Origin of the sequence: Hallerella porci (genome assembly GCF_003148885.1) — a bacterium.
GTDB lineage: Bacteria > Fibrobacterota > Fibrobacteria > Fibrobacterales > Fibrobacteraceae > Hallerella > Hallerella porci.
Genome location: NZ_QGHD01000021.1, coordinates 25,931 through 44,982 on the forward strand (window position 1 = coordinate 25,931; position 19,052 = coordinate 44,982).

A 19,052-nucleotide genomic window follows, 5' to 3' on the forward strand; every position below is an offset into this window, starting at 1 on the left:
TTTTTATTATATTCATTCTGCACCATTTTAAGCTTCGCTGTTTTTTGCATGTCAGCGAGGAAGGAGTGAAAAATGAATCGAAGCCAATATCACGCGCTTTTAAAGGCTATCAAAGAAGATCCGGCGAATCTCGCCAAATTCCGCGCACGTTTCAAGAATGTTTATCCGTTCAGCGATGCAATTTTCAAAATTTTGATGGTAAACGAGAATGACCCCACGCGACTAGTAAAATTTCTCAACGCGATGATGGGATTCGAAGGCAAAAACCGCATCAAGGAATTTCATTTTGCACGAGAGGAATTGCCCGGCATTTTGAACAACAAAACCACAATTTTTGACATCATCGGCACAAACCAAAATGATGAGCCGATTCTCATTGAGGTTCAGCAAACCGACAGCGATTTTTTCATGGATCGCTTACTGTATTACACCTCGCGCGTGATTACAAATCAAGTCAAAAAGTCCGAAAGCTACGAATTGCCGCATATTTATGTGCTTTCGATTCTCACTTGCAATCAATTTGAACTCGAGCCCGAAACTTACTTTCATCATGTAAATTTGACGAAAAATGGCGAACCGTATTATCCAAAACTTGACTTTTACTTTATCGAAGTTGAGAAATTTTTGGCAAATGACGCGCACATTCCCGAAACGGAAAAGGAGCGCTCGCAGCGCGCTGAAATGCTTCGCTTTTTCGGGGATATCATTTACGAGCGTGCGTCGCACAAACAATTTTTTGACGAGGACTTTTGCAAAAAACTTTCAAAAGATGTATCTTTAAAGCATTACGAAGATGAACTTTTCCTAAGGCAGGTTGACGGTATGACGGATTTATTATACGAAAAAGAAACAGCCTTCCGCAAGGGAGAAAAAGCTGGAATTGCGAGAGGAACTGTTGCGGGGGCTTTGAGCAAAGCTCGCGAAATGGCAAAGGAAATGCGTGACGAAGGTATTTCTATGGATTTTATCATCCGCAGTTCTGGACTTTCTGAAGCAGAAATTCGCAAGCTGTAGTATTCATTTGGACAACGTTGCGAAAAGACTTTTTTAATTAGAAGTGAGTACGCACGGCGGCGCCGTGCCATTCCATTCCTAACTCGCTTCTAACGAAGGATGCGATTAAATTGAAAAATGATATTCTAAGCCGAGTTGGATGAAGCAGTCGATGGTGGAGCCTCCGATTTCGGTGGGCTCGGAAACGGCATCGGGAGAAGGTTCTTTGTCGAGAAGGCGGCCGCGGCCTGCGATTCCTGCGCGGAGGTCGATGCCGTAATGGTCGTAGAGAATGGTGCGTGCGCCGAGAGAAACGACAGCTCCTTTGTAGAAATTGCTGAATTCAAAGCGGGATTTATACGCGCCCGAAGGCTTGCGCCCGCTTTTTGTCGCAATCGATTCTGAGAAGAAACTGTATAAGAATCCCACTTCGGCGTGTGGCACCAAGACGACATTTTTATGCAGCGGAAAACGGTGCGAAAGGACTAAACTCAATCCGATTTCGAAACGGTAAAATTTCCAGTAATCCAATTCGTTATAAATCGTATCGCGGTCATCGGTTTTCGCATCGTGTTCCGAAAAACGGAAGAAAATTTCCGTCCCGATGAAATCAAACCATAAACCGCCGACATAAACATTTAACACAGGCGAAGCGTCGTCGATAAAATTCCACGCCGAAAGAGAATCTTGCGTATTGCGATAATTCTTGATTTCGCTTTTGAGTTTGCGACGATACCACGAATGCGGCGTAAACGGAACGCGGGCTTGCGTATAACCGCCAGCGATTCCTGCCCACGCACGGAATTTCGGCATCTCGGAATAATATTCGTTGGGTTCTACTGCTTTCTTTTGCCGTTCTTCTTTGGTTAAACGCCGATTGGTGCTGCCTTCGAAGAACATTTCGGCAATCGCATCGCCGAGGGCAATTTTGTCCGCGGTGTAGGGGAGGGAGCCTGCGACTTTCGGCTGGTAACTGCTTTCGTCAAATAAAGCCAAGGTAATGGTATTGCCGTTTTTGCAAATAAAAAGAAGATATTTATCTTCGAGCGCTGCGATTTTTTTCTGCGCTTCGGGATTTCGAATTTTCAAAAGTTCTGCGGGGACGCCTGGCTCTAAATTATTCCGAAGCCAAGACGCATAAAGCGCCATACTCGAATCGCGTTCTAATTCGCCGGCGACGCGGACGGATGGACTTCCGATACCGCTATTGGTGCGCTTTAACGAAAGCGCAAATTCTTTCGGGTCTAACGCCGAAACGGAATCGGGCGACCAGAGAAGAATTTCGGGATCTTGCCACAGCACAAAAGAACTGCGAAAAAAAATTTCTTCGGCAAAGAGTTGAGCCGCTGCAATCAAAAGAAGAAAAAGGCCGAGGAGTTTCATCGAATACCTCCGTCAATTCCTGCGATAAGAGAATCGGCGGCGAAGGCAGAAACTTTTGCAATGTCGCTCGCTTGAATTCCCGCGGAAATGTCGAGTGGAATTTCTGCAACGGCGCTGTAAAGAGCGCGCTGCTTTTCGTTATCCCACAATGTATACGCGAGAATTATCGTCAGATTTTCGGCGTTTTTCTTTTCGGCGGCTTCGTTTCCCGTGAGCGCGTAATCGTAGAATTCATCTTTCTTTAAATCCAATCCGAATGTGCATTCGTGAATTAAGAGAAGACGCTTCGGCGTATTACCTGCGGGGTAAGAAAGCGGCTTTCCTTGAGCGGGGAAGTGCCCTTTGATGTAAATGCGTTCGTCGAGTTTCTGCGTTTCTTCGGGTAAATTGCTGTAAATGGAATCGGGCCAAAGAACGAGTTTGGGGTAGCGCAGGCTTTGAATTTCGCCCGCAAAAGATTCTTCAATTTGCTTTCCGAGAATGGGGTAAACCGAATCGCGTGGAATCCCGAGACGCTTGGCGAACCATTTATCGCGGGATACGACGACGGTATTATGCAAACCGAGCATTGCGATTTCATCGTTTGCGCTCGGCGTTTCTCGGTAATAGGGATGACTTGCGCTCCATTGCTTTCCCGAACATGCGATGAGTGCAAGCGTTAAAAGCAGAAGCGCAAATTTCATTACACACCCCATTCCTTGCGGTAGGCGCGGACTCGGTCCAAAATGTCTTCGGGCGCACCGATTTTTTTGCGATTTTCATCGCTTTCGAGGAAGGCGATAATATCGTCGATGTTAATAATCGAATGCGCTTCAATTCCGTAGTTTTCTTGGACGGTTTCTAATGCGGACTTTCCGTTTTCCAAACGTTCGCGGCGATCGACTGAAATCAGAAGGCCTTTGATGTGAGCGTTCGGGAAATTCTTCATCGTTTGCATCGTTTCGTTGACGGAAGTGCCCGCGGTAATCACGTCTTCGATGATGACGACATCGCGACTTTCTTTATAAGTATCACCGACTAAATTACCGCCTTCGCCGTGATCTTTTGCTTCTTTGCGGTTGTAGGTAAAGCTCAAATCGATGCCGTGCTTTTCGGCAAGGGCAATCGCTGTCGCTGCGCAAAGAGGAATTCCTTTGTAAGCGGGTCCAAATAAATTGGTCGCTTTGCCTTGGAAATGTTCCACGTAAGCTTGGGCGTAAAATTCCGAAAGGCGTGCGAGTGCTTTTCCGGTGCGGAATTCTCCGGTGTTAATGAAATACGGAGTATGGCGTCCGCTCTTGGTAACGAATGCGCCAAATTTCAAAGCTCCCGTTTGAACGAGAAAATGCACAAATTCATCTTTCTGAATCATCTTAGTTTGAACCTCCGCAAAGGAGCGCAAAAATCGTTCCCCAGATTTTAACACTTGTGGCAACGGTAATCACCGTCAAAATAAAGGTGAGAATGACGCAAAGTCCAATGTACCAGAAGAAAGATTTTTTGAAACCTTTAATCTTGAGTTTGAACAAAAGCCAAATAATCACCGAGAGAAGTGCGCCAAACATCCAAGCGACAGGCGCCGAAATCGCAGCGACTAAACTCACCAAATAGACGAGGGTAATTCCCGGAATGAAAAAGAAAACAATCGAAAGAACGGTGAGCAAAATAAAGCCCACGAAGAATGAAATGCCGCGGTCTTTTTTGACGACGACTTGCGGCTGCGTTTCTTTTGGCGGCTCTTTTTGGTCTGCGGGCTTTTCTTCTTTTTTCGGTTCTTCGCCCGAAGCATTGATCACTTCGACTTCGGGAACTGCGGGCGCAGGAGTTGTCGAAATGATTTCTGCATCTTGAATTTTATTTTCTTCTGCCATAGGAATCCTTACAAGATAAAGGTGCGTCCTTCGTAAACGAATACGCGATGTTCTAGCCAGAGTTTTACTGCGGTCGAAAGAGTGCGCTTTTCGATGTCTTTTCCGAGTTCCACCAATTCATCGATGGATGCGGTTTCGGGAACGCGCTGCACATCTTGGCAAATAATTGGACCTTGATCCAAATCTTCGGTCGCAAAGTGTGCGGTTGCCCCGATGATTTTCACGCCTTTATGCCAAGCTTGATGGTAGGGTTTTGCGCCTTTAAACGCCGGCAAGAATCCGTGGTGAATGTTCACGACTTTATACTTAAATTCTTCGGTAAACGCTGCCGAAAGAATTTGCATATAGCGGGCGAGAATAATGCCGTCCGTTTTCGTTTCTTGAATGATTTCGCGGAAACGATTTTCGGAAACGGATTTTTCTTGCGTGCTCGGCACATAGTAAAATGGAACGCCGAAAGTTCCACCAACTGGCCCGAGTTCGGTGTGATTGCTCACAATGCAGCTAAATTCGCAAGGAAGATCGCCGTCGCGGTGTTTTAACAATAAATCGTAAAGACAGTGATCGGTCTTCGAAACGAAAATAGCGAGACGTTTCACTTTCGTCGTATCGTGAAGCTTCCAAGTGAGCGAAAGATGCGGACCGATGGATTCTAAATGCCTTGAAACTTCTTCGGCAGCTTCCGGTTCACATTCAAAAACCGCTCGCAGAAAGAATGTGCCAATATCTTTGGCGGTGTGTTGAGTCAAGTCGATGATATTTGCGCCCGCTTTGGCGAGGACTTGAGTGGTTCCAGCGATAAGCCCTTTTTGGTCAGGGCAGTGAATTTGCAAAATATAACGGGTAATAGCCATAAACTAAATATAGAAAAGCGAGATAAATTAGAAAGTAGGAATTAGGAGTAACTTCTAATTTTCCGCAGCGCAGACTTTGTTTCTTCCGCTTTCTTTGGCGGCGTAAAGCGCTTTATCGGCGGCTGCGATCATCGATTCGATCGTCGGAATATCTTTGCCTTTGAAACTAGAAACGCCGAGGGAAATGGTAACCGGAATTTCTTTGTCTTCAAATGAAAAATGATAATTTTCCACCGCTTTGCGCAAACGTTCTGCGCTTTTCATCGCATCGGCTTTCGTCATTTCGGGAAGTAAAAACACAAATTCTTCACCGCCGTAACGAGCGAAGAGATCGCTTTCGCGTTTGTTCCGCTTAAAAATTTGCGCGATGCCTTTTAAAATCATATCGCCCGCTTGATGCCCAAACGTATCGTTGACTTTTTTGAAATGATCCACGTCGCACATAATGGCATGCATCATAAAATTTTTGCGGCGGGCTGCTGCTAATTCGCCGACAGAACGATCCATAAAAGTGCGGCGGTTGGGCGCTCGGGGCAGCGGGTCTGTCGTCGCCGCTTCAAAAAGTTCGCGGCCAAAAGCTTCTTCGCTCGGGTCTTTAAAATCGATTTTTAAAACCATCTTCCCGATTTGCAAGCGATTTTCAGAATTGATTGTCTTCGGGTGATTTGTAATCGCTGCGCCATCGACGAAAGTTCCATTCAAAGAATCTAAATCGCGAATGGTCATGCGGTTTCCGTCCCAAGCGAGCTCACAATGTTTCCGCGAAATCATTTCATCGTCAAGGCGAATATCGGCTTCGGTACCGCGCCCGAGAACGGTTTTTCCGCGGGTCAAGGGAATTTGCTGAAACGCTGTCTGCGGATACAGAACAATCAAGTGCGGATGCGATTCTGCTGCAGGCATCGGACGCGTAAGTCCATTTGCCGCAATCGTTTTGTCCAAATTAAAATCGATAGAAGACATTTTGTTCAAAAATAAAATTTTTTGGCCGAAAAAACGAAACGCATCGCCAAAGCGATGCGTTATGGGGAATTCAAAAAGTTCTGCTCAGCGGGATTAGGTTTTGTTAATCGCCGCCAAGAAAGCGTCTTTCTTTTCTTGCAAAAATTCGCGGCTGTTGTATTTGCGAATGCGGCGAAGAGCTTGGTCGCGCAACTGGCGAACGCGTTCGTGGGAAATATTCATCGATTCGCCCACTTCGCGGAGAGTTTGCGGCGCTTCCAAATTGATACCGAAAATGCCTTCGATAACTTTTGCTTCGCGTTCGGGAAGCTGTTCCATCAATTCTTTGGAAAGATTTTCCACGCTTTGAATTTCGGAATCCGATTCGGGGTTAATCGCATGTCCGTCAGCGAGTACTTCGCCGTAAGTCGCCTTAGAATCGGTTTTGAGCGGGCTATCAAAAGAAACGCCGCGTTGACCGATTTGAATGAGTTCACGGATATCTTCGCTGATTTCTTTACCGCGGGATTGTTCGTGTAACGCTTTGCGCACGCGTAAATGCTGGTTCGCCGGTAAACGAATGAGGTTACCTTGTTCGTTAATGGCGCGGGTAATGTAAGCTTTAATCCACCACACACCGTAACTGATGAATTTTAGGCCGCGGGTATGTTCAAAGCTTTCGATGGCGCGGACAAGTCCCATAGCGCCTTCGCTCACCAAATCCGGCAGAGGAATCGGGCAGCCGCGATATTGAATCGCCACTTTCAACACAAAACGCATATTCGCCGAAATCAATCTTTGCCGAGCAATTTTATCGCCTTCTTTTGCTTTCTGAAAGAGAATTTGTTCCTCATCGCGAGAAAGCGGGGCAGTCTTACGAATGTCGTCTAAGTAGCGTTTCAGCGTCACATCAGTTGAATCAATATGCATTTCGAATCCTTTTCCTATGAACTTAAATATCGCTTTTTTTAGAGCAAGGAGTGTGCCAAAAGTGTAAAATTTTTTCAAATTATCCTACGATTGCGCTTTTTTATCAAATTTTTGGCTTTTTAAAATAATTGGCTCCTTTCACATGCGAAATTCCTCGCATTTCTGTCGCTCGAAAAACGAAAATGTTTTGTTTTATAGTCTAAATTTTATTACGGATTAAATTTGTTGTCATAAAATGATTACAAATAATGAATGAATTTCAATTCCTCATCATTAAACTTTGCTCGTGGATTTTTCCTCACGATGAATTTCGGAAAGCCGCAGACGATAAACATCGCCAAAAAATGGCGGCTTCGCCGCAAATAAAAGCGCAAAAAAAAGCGCGGCAAAAAAATAGCGCGCTAAGAAAGCGCGCCGAAATCTTTATCAAATTTTGTTAGTCTATTAACGTCGCTGTTTTGCCGTCGCAGCGAGCTTTGAACGTGCAATTCTTCGATTTGTTTAAAGGGAGCGGTTCTTTTTCCATATCCAAAATTTCGTGGATCGAAGCGCTTTGCCCGCGGAATTCGAGAACGGATTTGCCGTCGACTAAAATGCCGAAATATTGCACATTATATTTTTGCGCACTTTCTTCGCATTCGCGGAGATTTTTGGATTCCATTAAGGCGCGCGTCATCGAAATCAGGCAAGTTTCTTCGAACGAAGAATCGACTGTTGCAGGCTTGTAAGAACTGTCAATTGCCGCTAAATCGCCTTGATATTCAAACCAATTTAAAGAAAGCGGAACAAATTCCGGATTGTTTTTCGCGCATCCGAAAAAGAGTGCTAACGCAAAAAGAAAAATCCACTTTTTCATCTTGGTTCTCGCAGAATTAAACTTTCTTAATCGCAGCGGTGACGCTGTTGCGCCCATTGCGCTTTGAACTATAAAGCGCTTTATCCAAACGTTCAAAGACCGATTTCGGATCTTCACCCGGAGCCATTTCGGCAACGCCAAAGGAACAAGTCACTTGTTGTTGCGAAATTAACTGCGTGTTTTCCACATTTGTGCGGAGCTTTTCAGCGAGATGTTGCGCATTTTGAAGCGGCGTGTCGCTGCAAAGGATGACGAATTCTTCACCGCCCCAACGGACGAGTGCATCGGTTGTACGAATGCGACTGCGGATAAGCTTGGTGAGATTCACGAGAACTTCGTCGCCGACGCTATGTCCCCAAGTATCGTTGACTTTCTTAAAGAAGTCAATGTCGAGCATGATGAACGAGAGTGCGCCGCCGCCATTGTTCAAATGTTCTTGTTCTTGAGTGAGAACGCTTGTAAAGCCTGCGCGGTTTAAGCAACCGGTTAATGCATCTTCTTTGCTCGCTTTTTCGTAGTCGGATTTTTCCACTTCCAAGACGACCAAGTTGTGCTCTAATTCTTCGCGGCGTTTCCGTTCCACATTGCGTTGAATGCTGTAATCGCGGAGACGAAGCATTAAGTAGAAGAAGAAGGTGATAAACCAAAGGGCGATGAGCGCAAACATCAACTTTTCGGCGGAAATGAGTTTTCCTTTGAAAGAAATTCCCATAATTTCCAAAGTGCCGTAGCCGAGAGGCGCATTTGTCCCCGTTTGAATTTCGATGAGAGGAATGTTGGAAAAATCAACGCGGGCACGGTGTGCGTTCACATTATTTTGCGAAACCCACCAACCGGCAACGCGGAATTCTTGCGGGACAAAAACCGCAGGGCTCGTTTCTTCGAGCGGGAAAAATTCAATTTCGTTAAATTTGAGAGTGCTTTGTTCGCCGAGTTTTGAAATCGAATCGTCCCAAGCGCGCAAGTAAAGGCGAACAGAACCTTCGCCGCGGGGCTTTACCCAAACATAAATGCTGTCGTAGTGAGAAAGATCTTTGCCGCGGCTTTTTCCGTCACCCAAGTAAATTTGCAAATTGACGTAGGGATACGGATAACCTTCGCGGAGCTCGTAATCCATAATCAAGGATGAATCGGTCCGAGAAATTTCCAAAATGGAATTTCCGCCGTCCACGGAATCCGTTTGCGCGACAATATAGGGATACGTTGCTGGCGAAATCGTGTAGATATCGTCCATCCCATACCGATACCATAAAAACCCGAGAATCGTGACGGAGAGCAAGAATGCAATCATCAAATTCAAGCGGAATATGGACATCAATTTAATCCAAACATTTTTCATACTTTCCTGTAAAATACATTAAATACATTTTTTTTGCTCAAAGTGTGTGTTAATTTTTTGAAATAATTTATTGGCCATCGCTTCGTGGCGGCTTAAATTCGGGTGAAAATCCAATCCAGAATTTTGCGGAGTCGGCAAATAAATGTGTGAAATATCGCGGTTTCCGCGGGAAAGTTCGCGCGAAAAGACGGACTCAATGCGTTCGGGCAAGAAATTTTGCGGGAAAATATCGGTGGAAAGCAAAAAGATGTGGGAAAGTTGATGCTTTGAACGGATAAAATCCAAAAAATCCGAATAAGCTGCGTCAAAAATTGCGGGATTTGGATGCGAACCTTCGCCTTGCCAGTCGTTTATTCCGATGAAAAGGCAGAGAATATCGGGGTGAAATGCAGAAAAATCCCAAGAGGGAGAATTGCCGAGGGGAGATTCGCCACCGAGAGTGTATAAATAGAGCTGCGGAATGGTCCAGCGGGGCGCAATTTGCATATAATTTTGCACAAGTCCGCGTCCACTGTAAGCGTTGACTTGAAAATCTGCATGAAATTTTTCGGCGACAAGCGCTGCGTAACTGCGGGTAGCGTCCGTCGTGGAAAATGCGGTTCCCGTAATCGGATTCGGCGCAGAATTGCCGAAGCCGACGGTGTAAGAATCGCCGATGAATTCCATTTTGAGCGGAAAAGTTTTCGTTTTTTGCGGAATGGGTTCGGGGTAAATTTTCCAAAGCGAGATGCTTCCGAATTCGGTCTCGGTCATTTTTCGAACGCGGGCTTCGTGAATGCCGTTTTCGAGGTCTGCAGCGACGGGATAAATTTTACGCTCGCGAGTTTCTAAAATGGAAAAATCTTTGCCGTCGATTTCAATGCGAAAACGCGCTTCGCCTTCGAGTTCTAAAGCCAAAGAGGCGCCTTCAAAGGCAAAAGAAAATTCCGCGGCGGGCGCACAAACGCGGGGAATTCCTTGCAAATCCCAACGTCCACAAAAGGTAACAGATGAAAATGTCATAAAAGGAAAATAGAAAGAAAAACGCGGCGAAGCCGCCTCACACCTAATTTCTAATTTATTCTCGTGGATTTTCGCAGAATAAAAAAGTGCGCTTGGATTTTGCCGGTTGCTTATGCGGTGGCTTTTTTTTCGGATGTTTGCTTGGGCGAAGCGGAGGCGCCGGCGCCGGGTTCTGCGGGGGATACGCTGACCGTCGAAGATAAACGGATGGCTTATCTCGTTTACAATTTATTGGATTCAAATGGGATGATTCTCGGGGCGGATACGGCTCGCGGACGAAAATTGTTTTTTCGCAACTGCGCGCCTTGCCACGGACGCGATGGACGTCGCATGAATCTTTCGCATGATTTGAGAAATCCGCAATACATCGGGACGACCGCGCACGATGAAGCGCCGACATTTTGGTATATGATGAACTTCGGCGATTCTATCCGCGGAATGCTCCCGTATTTTGATGAAATTCCGCTTTCCGAGATGATCGATATTGCAGGATTTGCGCAGACTTTGCCACGGCATCCGTGGACCCGCGAAGAAATGGAAATCGTCGATCGTGAAAATGAAAAGCGCAAAGCGGAACGAGAACGTTTAGAAAAAATTTCTTCGGAAAATTCCCCATAAAAAAGCGAACCAATTCGGTTCGCTTTTTCCATTTTTTTTCAAAATTTAGTTCGGCATCATATCCGAGAAATCGTGCTTTTTCGCTTTCTTGGCAGCGGGTTCTTTCGCAAATTTCCGATTGGTGACGGAACCGACTGTGTAATAGCGTCCGTCTTTATAAATAATTGCCGTATAAATATTTAGCGTCTTGTGATTCGTCCACTGCTTGTAAAGATTGTGAACGCTCGGTTTGATATCGGCTTCTTGTAATTCGGTGGTGCGCACCTTTTTGCCGTAGCGATCCGAGAATTTGTCGGACATATAATCCAACGCTTCAAAGACTTTCGGTAAACGATCGACTTCCATGCGTCCGGTGCGGACTTCGAAAGCGTAAAAATGATCGTTCTTGTTAAAGAGGAAATCGACCTGCACAGGCAGTTCATCCATCATATAAACAGGAATCACAACGCGATCTGCGCCATCGGATGAACCGAGCGGGTCGTATCCCAACTTCATAATTTCTTCAATCACATGCTCCCGATCAATGCCAAAATTGATTCCGGCGAAACCAGTCGGTGATTGAGCCCAAATTTGAGCTGTGAAGAGGGCGAAGATAATGAAAACAATTTTTTTCATAAAGTCTCTTGTGAAGCCACACACTGTAAAACATAGTAAACAAAAATAAAAACTGCCGCCGGGAAACTTCAAAAAAGGGATGAAAAACACAAAAATGAGATGAAATGCAGAAAAAATGCGAGAAATGCGCCTATATTGTTATATTTCGCACTGTATGTCTAGCATTTACGGAAAGTTATTTTCGGTCTCCACCTGGGGAGAATCTCACGGTGAAGCGGTGGGCGTCGTCATCGATGGCTGCCCCGCAGGATTGCCCTTAACCCAAGAAGAAATTCAGCGAGCGCTGGATCGTCGTCGTCCGGGACAAAATTCTCTCGTGACACCGCGAAAAGAAGCGGATACCATTCATATTCTTTCGGGAACTTTCGAAGGAAAAACGACGGGAACGCCGATTTGTTTAGCCGCTTGGAATGAAAATCAGCATTCGGGCGATTATGCGGAAATGGTGAATTGGTATCGTCCGGGCCACGCCGATTTGACTTACGATTTGAAGTATGGCTTTCGCGATTACCGCGGCGGTGGACGCGCTTCGGCGCGAGAAACTTTGGCACGCGTTGCAGCGGGAGCGGTCGCTTCGAAAATTTTAAAACTTTCTTGTGGCACCGAAATCTTGAGCTGGATTGAATCGGTCGGAAATGTCAAAGCGAATATCGATCCGTCGCAGGTCACCGCCGAAGCGATTGAAGCGTCGCCGGTTCGCTGTCCCGATTCCGAAGCATCGCAGAAAATGGCCGCGCTCATTCAAGAAGTGCGCATGGCGAAAGATTCGGTGGGCGCAGTTCTCGCCCTCGAAATTCGGAAGCCGCCGGTCGCTATCGGGGAACCGGTTTTTGAAAAAGCGCAAGCGGTTCTCGGCGGGGCGATGCTTACGATTCCTGCGGTCAAAGGATTTGAAATCGGCGAAGGATTTGCGGCGTCAACGATGCGCGGATCGGAACACAATGATGTGATTCGCTTTGAAAATGGCGGTTATCACACGCTGACGAATCATGCGGGCGGAATTCTCGGCGGCATTACCAATGGCGAAACCATTCATTGTCGGATTGCGTTTAAGCCGACGGCGACGATTGCGCAAGAACAAGAAACCGCTGGATGCGATCATCAAAATGGGAAGTTAATCGCCCGTGGACGTCATGATCCTTGCGTCGCAGTGCGTGCGCCTGTTATCGTCGAAAGTATGGCGGCACTCGCATTGGTGAATTTGTTCTTAGAACAAAAAGCGCGAACATTCCAATTTTAATTTTCAAAATGATTTCAAAAAAAACACCGCAACTGCGGTGCTTTTTTGCATTTACTTTCTTCCGAATCGACGCGTTTTGCGGAACGGTTTATCGTCGCGTTCGCGGAACGGGCGCTCGTGAAAATCTTTCTTTCCGTGGCGGCGTTCTTTGCGGTTTACCGAATCGCGGTTGCGCTTGAAACTTTCGCGTTCTTTGGGGAACGGCTTGTCGTCGGTCATAAGACGGAAGCGCGAAGGATTTCCGCGGATGGTCATCTCTTCTAAGATGAGTTTGATTTCGGGAGCGAGACCTTCGGGAAGTTCGACGGTGCTGAAACGGTCGAATAATTTAATGCGGCCGATTTCTGCGGAATCCATTCCCGATTCGCCTGCGATAGCGCCGACGATGTCGCGCGGTGAAATATGATCGCGACGTCCAACTCCTAAATAGTAACGTTCAAAGCCTTCTTCGATGCCGTTTTCGTTTTCGATGCGCGGGGAATGTTCGCGTTCTTCGCGCGGACCGTTGCCGAATTTATCTTCGCGGGCCTTTCTGCGCTCTTCGCGGAGAGTAACCGCTTTGAGCTCGGGCAAGTCGGCGGGGAAGAGCGGTTGCCCTGCTTGGGCGAGTTTCGTTACCGCAGCCGCGACATCGAGAGCGGGAATGCCTTTTTCTTCGACGAGGCTTTCGACCAAATTGCGAAATTCTTCTAAGCCGCCCGCTTCGATTGCGTCTAACACTTTTTGTTTAAATGCGGAGACGCGGCGTTCGCTGATTTGTTCGCCGGTCGGAATTTCCATCGGGTCAATGGATTTGCGGGTCGCGCGCTCAATCATTTTGAGCAGACGACGTTCGCGCGGTGTGATGAAGAGAATCGCGTTTCCTTCGCGGCCAGCGCGGGCGGTTCTCCCGATGCGGTGCACGTAGGATTCGGTATCGTAAGGAATGTCGTAATTGATGACGTGAGAAATTCTATCCACGTCCAGTCCGCGGGCAGCGACATCGGTTGCGACGATGATATCGATTTTTCCTTCTTTCAATCGATTGATCGTGCGTTCGCGGAGCGCTTGCGCTAAGTCGCCGCTGAGAGGTGCTGCGTTAAATCCGCGGGCTTCTAACCGTTCGGCAACTTCGGCGGTGAGCTGCTTCGTGCGGACGAAGATAATTACGCCGTCGTAAATTTCGCCTTCGAGAACGCGGGTGAGCGCTTCCATTTTTTGTTCGGCGCGGACGGTCAAATAACGCTGACGGACTTTGTCTACGGTCGCGGTTTTCGCTTCGATGCAAGCTTCTTCGTAATCGCCGAGATAGCGGTCGATGATTTTTTTCACATTCGCGGGCATCGTCGCACTAAAGAGTCCGCGCTGCGCATTCTCGGGAACTTTGGAAAGAATCTCTTCGACTTCTTCCATAAATCCCATGTCGAGCATTTCATCGGCTTCGTCGAGGACGACAGTTTGCACTTTTTCTAAGCTAATCGTGCCGCGTTTTAAATGGTCTATTAAACGCCCAGGAGTCGCGACGACGATTTGCGGAGTCCGCTTTAACGCGCGGAATTGAATGCCGATATCTTGTCCGCCGTAAACGGGAACGATATGTAAATGCGGCATCGCAATAGCGAAATGCTGAATCGCTTCGGCGACTTGAATCGCTAGTTCGCGGGTCGGCGAAAGCACGAGCATCGATGTTTCATTCTTCTTAAACGCAATCCGCGAAAGCAGAGGCAATGTAAAGGCTGCGGTTTTGCCGGTGCCGGTTTGAGCGGTGCCGAGAAGATTTTTCCCCGAAAGGAAAATGGGAATCGCTTTCGCTTGAATCGGCGACGGAGTTTCAAAACCGGCTTTTTGAACGCCTTCGAGAACCTCGGGTGAGAGTCCTAAATCGTCAAATTTAAGGGTGTCGGCCAAAGAATCGGTATTTTCTGGCGGAATTTCGGTAGAATTCGGGTTGTTCCCGAGGGAATTTTCGGAGTCGTTTGTATAATTCATCGGCGCGCAATATAGAAATTGAAATCTTTTTTTGAAACCCCCTCGTATTTTTCAAAAAATTTTATACATTTGGTGCACCAACGGAGAGATGTCGGAGTTGGTCGATCGAGACGGTCTCGAAAACCGTAGACTCCTTATAGGGGTCCGAGGGTTCGAATCCCTCTCTCTCCTCGCAAAAAAGCGAACTCGTTTGAGTTCGCTTTTTTTTGTTTTGAGTTTTTGTGATGATTCCGATTTATTCAAGGGGAGAATTTTCGGCGGGGGATTCCTCTGTTTTCGTTTTTCTTTTCGAAACGACACTTTGCTTATATTCCGCAATTTGCGTGTTCACGAAAGTGGCAAAAGCTTCGTAAGCCGCTTCCCCTTCGAGCATCATCCGCGCGTTAATGTGATTGATTAAATCGCGGTAAGCGTTATCCGAGGCGATTCTCGCTTGCTTCGTCGCGCCGGCAACTTTGACAGAGCGTTCGTTGGTGCGAACGTCTGTGTGTTCACGCACCGTTTCGTTCGCCGCCTTCAAATGGTCTACAAAACGAGTCAAATTCAAAGTTTCAACGAGGTTTTTGTGAATGGTTTCAAGATCTTTAATAAAGCCTACAAGGGCACCCGTTTCTTTATGAAGTTGATCTAACACATTGATGTTATAATCGATAATGTGCTGATTCAAAATCTTTGCAGCGTTGGCGCAGTCTGCATCTGGAAAATCCAAATACGCACTCACGCTACGCTTGTAACCCAAATAAAGTTTGTCGCGCAAACGGTCCGCTTCAGCAATCTTGTCTGTCGCAAGACTTTTGTTCGAAATATTCGAACAAGCATCTTCTTCTTGAACCGCTTTTTGTAACGCTTCAACTTGCGCAGCGCAATTTTTGGTGATATTAGAATCGTTACTAGCACGATCCACGATATCTTTCAAAAAAAGAAAATGAGCGGAATTGTTGATGTTGGTTAATGCAATGGTTGATACTTGAGCCATTCAAGCCTCCAAATAGAGTGTTAGTGTTTATGCCTTCGCCCCAATTTGCGAAAGCGGATTTAATATAAACTTCATTTTTGTAAAATCTTACAATTTTATTGTAAAAAATTATTTGTGAAAATAAAGTTAACTGCTTATTTCGATTCTATTTTGTAAAGAAATTAAGACGAATTCAGCCAATTAGGATTGTGAGCGCTTTGTTTCATCCTTCTGATTCTCCCTAAAAAGTGCAGGGAAGTTAGAAAAGCCTTCGGACAGTCTCATTTGATTTGCAGGGAAGCTCGCCGAGGTCTCGGACAGTCCCATTCGGTTTGCTGGCATACTCGCCGAGGTCTCGGACAGTCTCATTCGGTTTGCTGGCATACTCGCCGAGGTCTCGGACAGTCCCATTCGGTTTGCTGGCATACTCGCCGAGGTCTCGGACAGTCCCATTCGGTTTGCTGGCATACTCGCCGAGCCCTCGAACAGCACATTCGGTTTGCAGGGATGCTAGCCGAGGCCTCGGACAGGGCAATTTTAGTTAGGAATTAGGCAATAGCCTTAACACGAATCGCTTTAGCGATTTTTGGTTCAACTTCTAACTCCTTACACCTCATTTCTCATTTAACTATATTTGTTGCCACGCCCAAAATTTAAGGAGCATAATCGATGACGTTTCAAGATGTTCTTTTCGAAATCCGTAAAAAAAGTGCAACAGAACGTGAAAAGGGTTTTTTATTTGAAAAGCTGATGCAGCGTTTTTTAAGAGAAGATAACCGTTATCAAGAAGAATTTGAAGAAGTTTGGCTTTGGAATGAATTCCCCTACAAAAATGAATTTAGCGACAAAGGGCAAGATTTAGGCATTGACCTGGTCGCAAAACTGGAAATGGGGGGATTTTGCGCGATTCAATGCAAATGTTATAACGAAAATACCGTGATAGAAAAGCCGATGGTCGATTCGTTTATCGCGACTTCGGGAAGGTCGTTTGGAAAACAAGAATCGACGGGGCAAGAATTTATTTTTACCGAGCGCCTCTGGATTTCGACGACGAATAAATGGGGAAAAAACGCCGAAGATACTTTGAAAAATCAATATCCGCCGGTCGAGCGCCTGAGCGCCCAAGACTTAGAAGAAAGCAATGTGGATTGGGAGCGTTTAATTAAAAACGAAAAGAATATCCAAAAAACGCCCAAGCATATTTTGGACCATCAAAAAGAAGCCGTTGAAAAAGCTCTTTTGCATTACCAAGAAAATGAACGCGGAAAACTCATCATGGCATGCGGTACGGGGAAAACTTTTACCGCACTCCAGATTACCGAAAATATGCTGAAGGATGGCGGGCTTGTCTTATTTATGGTGCCGTCGATTGCGTTACTCGGCCAAGCGTTGAATGCGTGGATGCAAGATAAAAAGCTCCCGATGACACCCATTGGCGTGTGCTCGGATTCTTCGGCATCGAGCGTTAACGACGACATTGCCGAAAGCCTAATCGATTTACCGCTCCCTGCGACAACGAATGCCGAAACGATTGTCTCTGCCATTTTAAAAGCGAAGAAAAAGGCGAAAGAGAAAAATGAAAACCGCTTAATCGTCGTATTTTCGACGTATCAATCGATAGATCAAGTGGAGCGTGCACAAAAAACATTACGAGAAAAAATCGATGATGCTGAGTTTGATTTGGTCATTTGCGACGAAGCGCACCGCACAACAGGAGTTAGCTTTGATATTCAAGGCAAAGAAAAGAAGGACGCCGACTTTGTTAAAATTCACGACGGGAACTTTATCCAGGCAAAGCATCGCCTTTATATGACGGCAACGCCGCGCGTTTACAGCAGCGAATCGAAAAAAGAAGCGAAAAAGCAAAAAGAAAATGGAAGCGTCAACGATTGCGTTTTATTTTCGATGGATGATGAATCGGTTTACGGCAAGGAATTTTACCGCGTAGGCTTTGGTTATGCGGTTGAACACGGGCTTTTGACCGATTACCGCGTGATGGTTTTGACCGTGAGCGATTCGAATTTACCGCAAAAGGTAAAAGATGATATTTCGAATAACGAAGGGAATTTGGATTTTGACGAAGCGTGTAAACTCGTGGGCTCTATCAATGCCCTTGCCAAATGCGTCGAAGGCGATAATGAGCTCATCAAATCGCTAGACCCGAGCCCCATGAAGCGCGCCGTCGCATTCTGTTCCAAAATTGGAAAAGTGGGGGTGAATGATAGTTCCAAAAATACTGCCGAAGCATTCCCTATTTTGGCTCTTGAGCGCAACGAAGAAATTGCAAAAGAAAATGACGATAACCGCATTCCGTTAAATATCGAAGCGCGCCATGTCGATGGCTCGATGAAAGCGACCGAAAGAAATGAAATTTTGGATTGGTTAAAAGAAGATACCGAAGAAAACACTTGCCGTATCGTGACCAATGTGCGCTGCCTTTCGGAAGGGGTCGATGTCCCCGCCCTCGATGCGGTGCTATTCCTTTCGCCGAGAAATTCGCAAGTCGATGTGGTGCAAAGTGTCGGTCGCGTCATGCGAAATTTTAAGAAGGGTCTTGCGGGCGAAAAACGCTACGGATACATTATTATCCCGGTTGCGGTGCCCACTTCGCAAGAAGCCTACAAAGCCTTGGACGATAATAAACGCTACAAAGTCGTGTGGCAAGTGTTAAACGCTTTGCGTTCTCACGATGACCGTTTTAATGCCGAAATTCAACGCGCTTCTTTGGATTCGCAGCTGCAGCGCATTATTGTCGCAACACCAAAGCCCAAAAAGCCAAGTGAGGTCGCAGGCGGTGCCGTTAATCCGAGCGACCCCAGCCAAACAGCAAAAGTTGTCGACGCGATTCAAACTTCCCTCGAATTTGAAGAATATCAAGCCAAATTCAAAGCGCGCCTCGTCGAAAAATGCGGCGAACGCGAATACTGGGAAACTTGGGCGGGTAAAGTCGGCGAATATGCGAAGACGTATATCGAAAGAATTAAAAGCTTGGTCCGTGTCCAGGGTGAAATCCAAGATGAATTCCAAGAATTTGTAAACCAGCTGCGAAAGAATTTAAACCCGAGCATTCAAGACGACGACTGTATCGAAATGCTCGCCCAGCACATGATTACGCGCCCGGTATTCGAAGCGCTCTTTAGCGATTACCGCTTTGTGGGCAATAATTCGATTTCGCGTTCGATGCAAAAGATGATTGACCTTTTGCAAAAGCAAAATGTCGATATGGAAAATAGCACTCTCGAAAAGTTCTATGAATCCGTAAAAATGAATGTGAGCGGCATTGATAAATTAGATGGGAAACAAAAAATCATTAAAACCCTTTACGAAAAATTATTGCTGTCCGGTAAAAGTTCCAACATAAGCACAATATGCTGAATACGCGCCGATTTCGACAGAAAGCGGTGCCTTTGCGTTTGCGGGTCCCCTAGACAAGATTTAGCTGGAGCTGGCCGGGTGGTGAACGGCCCCCGACAAAAGAGCTTGCAGCAACCCGTTCTGGATTTTCGA

At 46.3% G+C, this 19,052-nt stretch carries 17 protein-coding genes and 1 tRNA gene; 5 read left to right on the forward strand and 13 right to left on the reverse strand.

The features are described 5' to 3' along the window. The first annotated feature begins 72 nt into the window (after positions 1–72). Positions 73–1,014 carry an Rpn family recombination-promoting nuclease/putative transposase gene (locus B0H50_RS09435; protein ID WP_106199233.1) on the forward strand — a complete coding sequence of 314 codons (942 nt, stop codon included), beginning with the start codon at positions 73–75 and terminating at the stop codon, positions 1,012–1,014. 105 nt (positions 1,015–1,119) lie between these two features. Here B0H50_RS09435 and B0H50_RS09440 read toward each other — a convergent pair whose 3' ends face one another. From B0H50_RS09440 to B0H50_RS09490, 10 genes are all read right to left on the reverse strand, one after another. Further along, a complete protein-coding gene (locus B0H50_RS09440; RefSeq protein ID WP_109587617.1) occupies positions 1,120–2,376 on the reverse strand; it encodes a hypothetical protein in 1,257 nt (418 codons plus the stop codon). Next, positions 2,373–3,059 carry a hypothetical protein gene (locus B0H50_RS09445; protein ID WP_109587618.1) on the reverse strand — a complete coding sequence of 229 codons (687 nt, stop codon included), beginning with the start codon at positions 3,057–3,059 and terminating at the stop codon, positions 2,373–2,375. The genes B0H50_RS09440 and B0H50_RS09445 overlap by 4 nt, the downstream gene beginning before the upstream one ends. After that, entirely contained in the window at positions 3,059–3,727 is a 669-nt protein-coding gene (gene pyrE, locus B0H50_RS09450) for an orotate phosphoribosyltransferase (RefSeq protein WP_106199242.1), read from the reverse strand. Before pyrE ends, B0H50_RS09445 begins: the two co-directional genes overlap by 1 nt. A gap of 1 nt (position 3,728) precedes the next feature. Beyond that, positions 3,729–4,226, reverse strand: coding sequence for an MFS transporter (locus B0H50_RS09455; protein WP_106199245.1), 498 nt, complete (start codon positions 4,224–4,226; stop codon positions 3,729–3,731). An 8-nt stretch (positions 4,227–4,234) separates the two neighbouring features. Further along, positions 4,235–5,080 carry a formyltetrahydrofolate deformylase gene (gene purU / locus B0H50_RS09460; RefSeq protein WP_106199248.1) on the reverse strand — a complete coding sequence of 282 codons (846 nt, stop codon included), beginning with the start codon at positions 5,078–5,080 and terminating at the stop codon, positions 4,235–4,237. A gap of 54 nt (positions 5,081–5,134) precedes the next feature. Continuing rightward, complete coding sequence (locus B0H50_RS09465) at positions 5,135–6,043, reverse strand: GGDEF domain-containing protein (protein ID WP_233244703.1); 909 nt, start codon at positions 6,041–6,043, stop codon at positions 5,135–5,137. A 93-nt stretch (positions 6,044–6,136) separates the two neighbouring features. After that, positions 6,137–6,952, reverse strand: a complete 816-nt coding sequence (locus B0H50_RS09470) for a sigma-70 family RNA polymerase sigma factor (RefSeq protein ID WP_106199283.1) — start codon at positions 6,950–6,952, stop codon at positions 6,137–6,139. A gap of 436 nt (positions 6,953–7,388) precedes the next feature. Then, positions 7,389–7,808 carry a hypothetical protein gene (locus B0H50_RS09480; RefSeq protein ID WP_109587619.1) on the reverse strand — a complete coding sequence of 140 codons (420 nt, stop codon included), beginning with the start codon at positions 7,806–7,808 and terminating at the stop codon, positions 7,389–7,391. 16 nt (positions 7,809–7,824) lie between these two features. Beyond that, a complete protein-coding gene (locus tag B0H50_RS09485) occupies positions 7,825–9,147 on the reverse strand; it encodes a GGDEF domain-containing protein (protein ID WP_106199258.1) in 1,323 nt (440 codons plus the stop codon). Between the two features lie 18 nt (positions 9,148–9,165). Beyond that, positions 9,166–10,149, reverse strand: coding sequence for a GDSL-type esterase/lipase family protein (locus B0H50_RS09490; RefSeq protein ID WP_106199261.1), 984 nt, complete (start codon positions 10,147–10,149; stop codon positions 9,166–9,168). Positions 10,150–10,212: 63 nt separating this feature from the next. On the opposite strand from B0H50_RS09490, the gene B0H50_RS09495 reads away from it, so the two are divergent. Beyond that, positions 10,213–10,767 carry a c-type cytochrome gene (locus tag B0H50_RS09495; RefSeq protein ID WP_106199264.1) on the forward strand — a complete coding sequence of 185 codons (555 nt, stop codon included), beginning with the start codon at positions 10,213–10,215 and terminating at the stop codon, positions 10,765–10,767. Positions 10,768–10,812: 45 nt separating this feature from the next. Here B0H50_RS09495 and B0H50_RS09500 read toward each other — a convergent pair whose 3' ends face one another. Continuing rightward, positions 10,813–11,382, reverse strand: coding sequence for a hypothetical protein (locus B0H50_RS09500; RefSeq protein ID WP_106199267.1), 570 nt, complete (start codon positions 11,380–11,382; stop codon positions 10,813–10,815). 154 nt (positions 11,383–11,536) lie between these two features. Here B0H50_RS09500 and aroC point away from each other — a divergent pair, with 154 nt between their 5' ends. Continuing rightward, positions 11,537–12,622: a chorismate synthase gene (gene aroC / locus B0H50_RS09505; protein ID WP_106199269.1), complete on the forward strand. Its 1,086-nt coding sequence runs from the start codon at positions 11,537–11,539 to the stop codon at positions 12,620–12,622. A gap of 51 nt (positions 12,623–12,673) precedes the next feature. On the opposite strand, the gene B0H50_RS09510 is transcribed toward aroC, so the two are convergent. Beyond that, a complete protein-coding gene (locus B0H50_RS09510) occupies positions 12,674–14,590 on the reverse strand; it encodes a DEAD/DEAH box helicase (protein WP_106199272.1) in 1,917 nt (638 codons plus the stop codon). Between the two features lie 82 nt (positions 14,591–14,672). Here B0H50_RS09510 and B0H50_RS09515 point away from each other — a divergent pair. Continuing rightward, positions 14,673–14,761: transfer RNA gene (locus tag B0H50_RS09515), tRNA-Ser, on the forward strand. Between the two features lie 64 nt (positions 14,762–14,825). On the opposite strand, the gene B0H50_RS09520 is transcribed toward B0H50_RS09515, so the two are convergent. Then, complete coding sequence (locus B0H50_RS09520; RefSeq protein WP_106199275.1) at positions 14,826–15,566, reverse strand: DUF6261 family protein; 741 nt, start codon at positions 15,564–15,566, stop codon at positions 14,826–14,828. A gap of 648 nt (positions 15,567–16,214) precedes the next feature. Between B0H50_RS09520 and B0H50_RS09530 the strand changes: the two genes are divergently transcribed. Then, positions 16,215–18,920: a restriction endonuclease gene (locus B0H50_RS09530; RefSeq protein ID WP_109587621.1), complete on the forward strand. Its 2,706-nt coding sequence runs from the start codon at positions 16,215–16,217 to the stop codon at positions 18,918–18,920. Positions 18,921–19,052 lie beyond the last annotated feature (132 nt).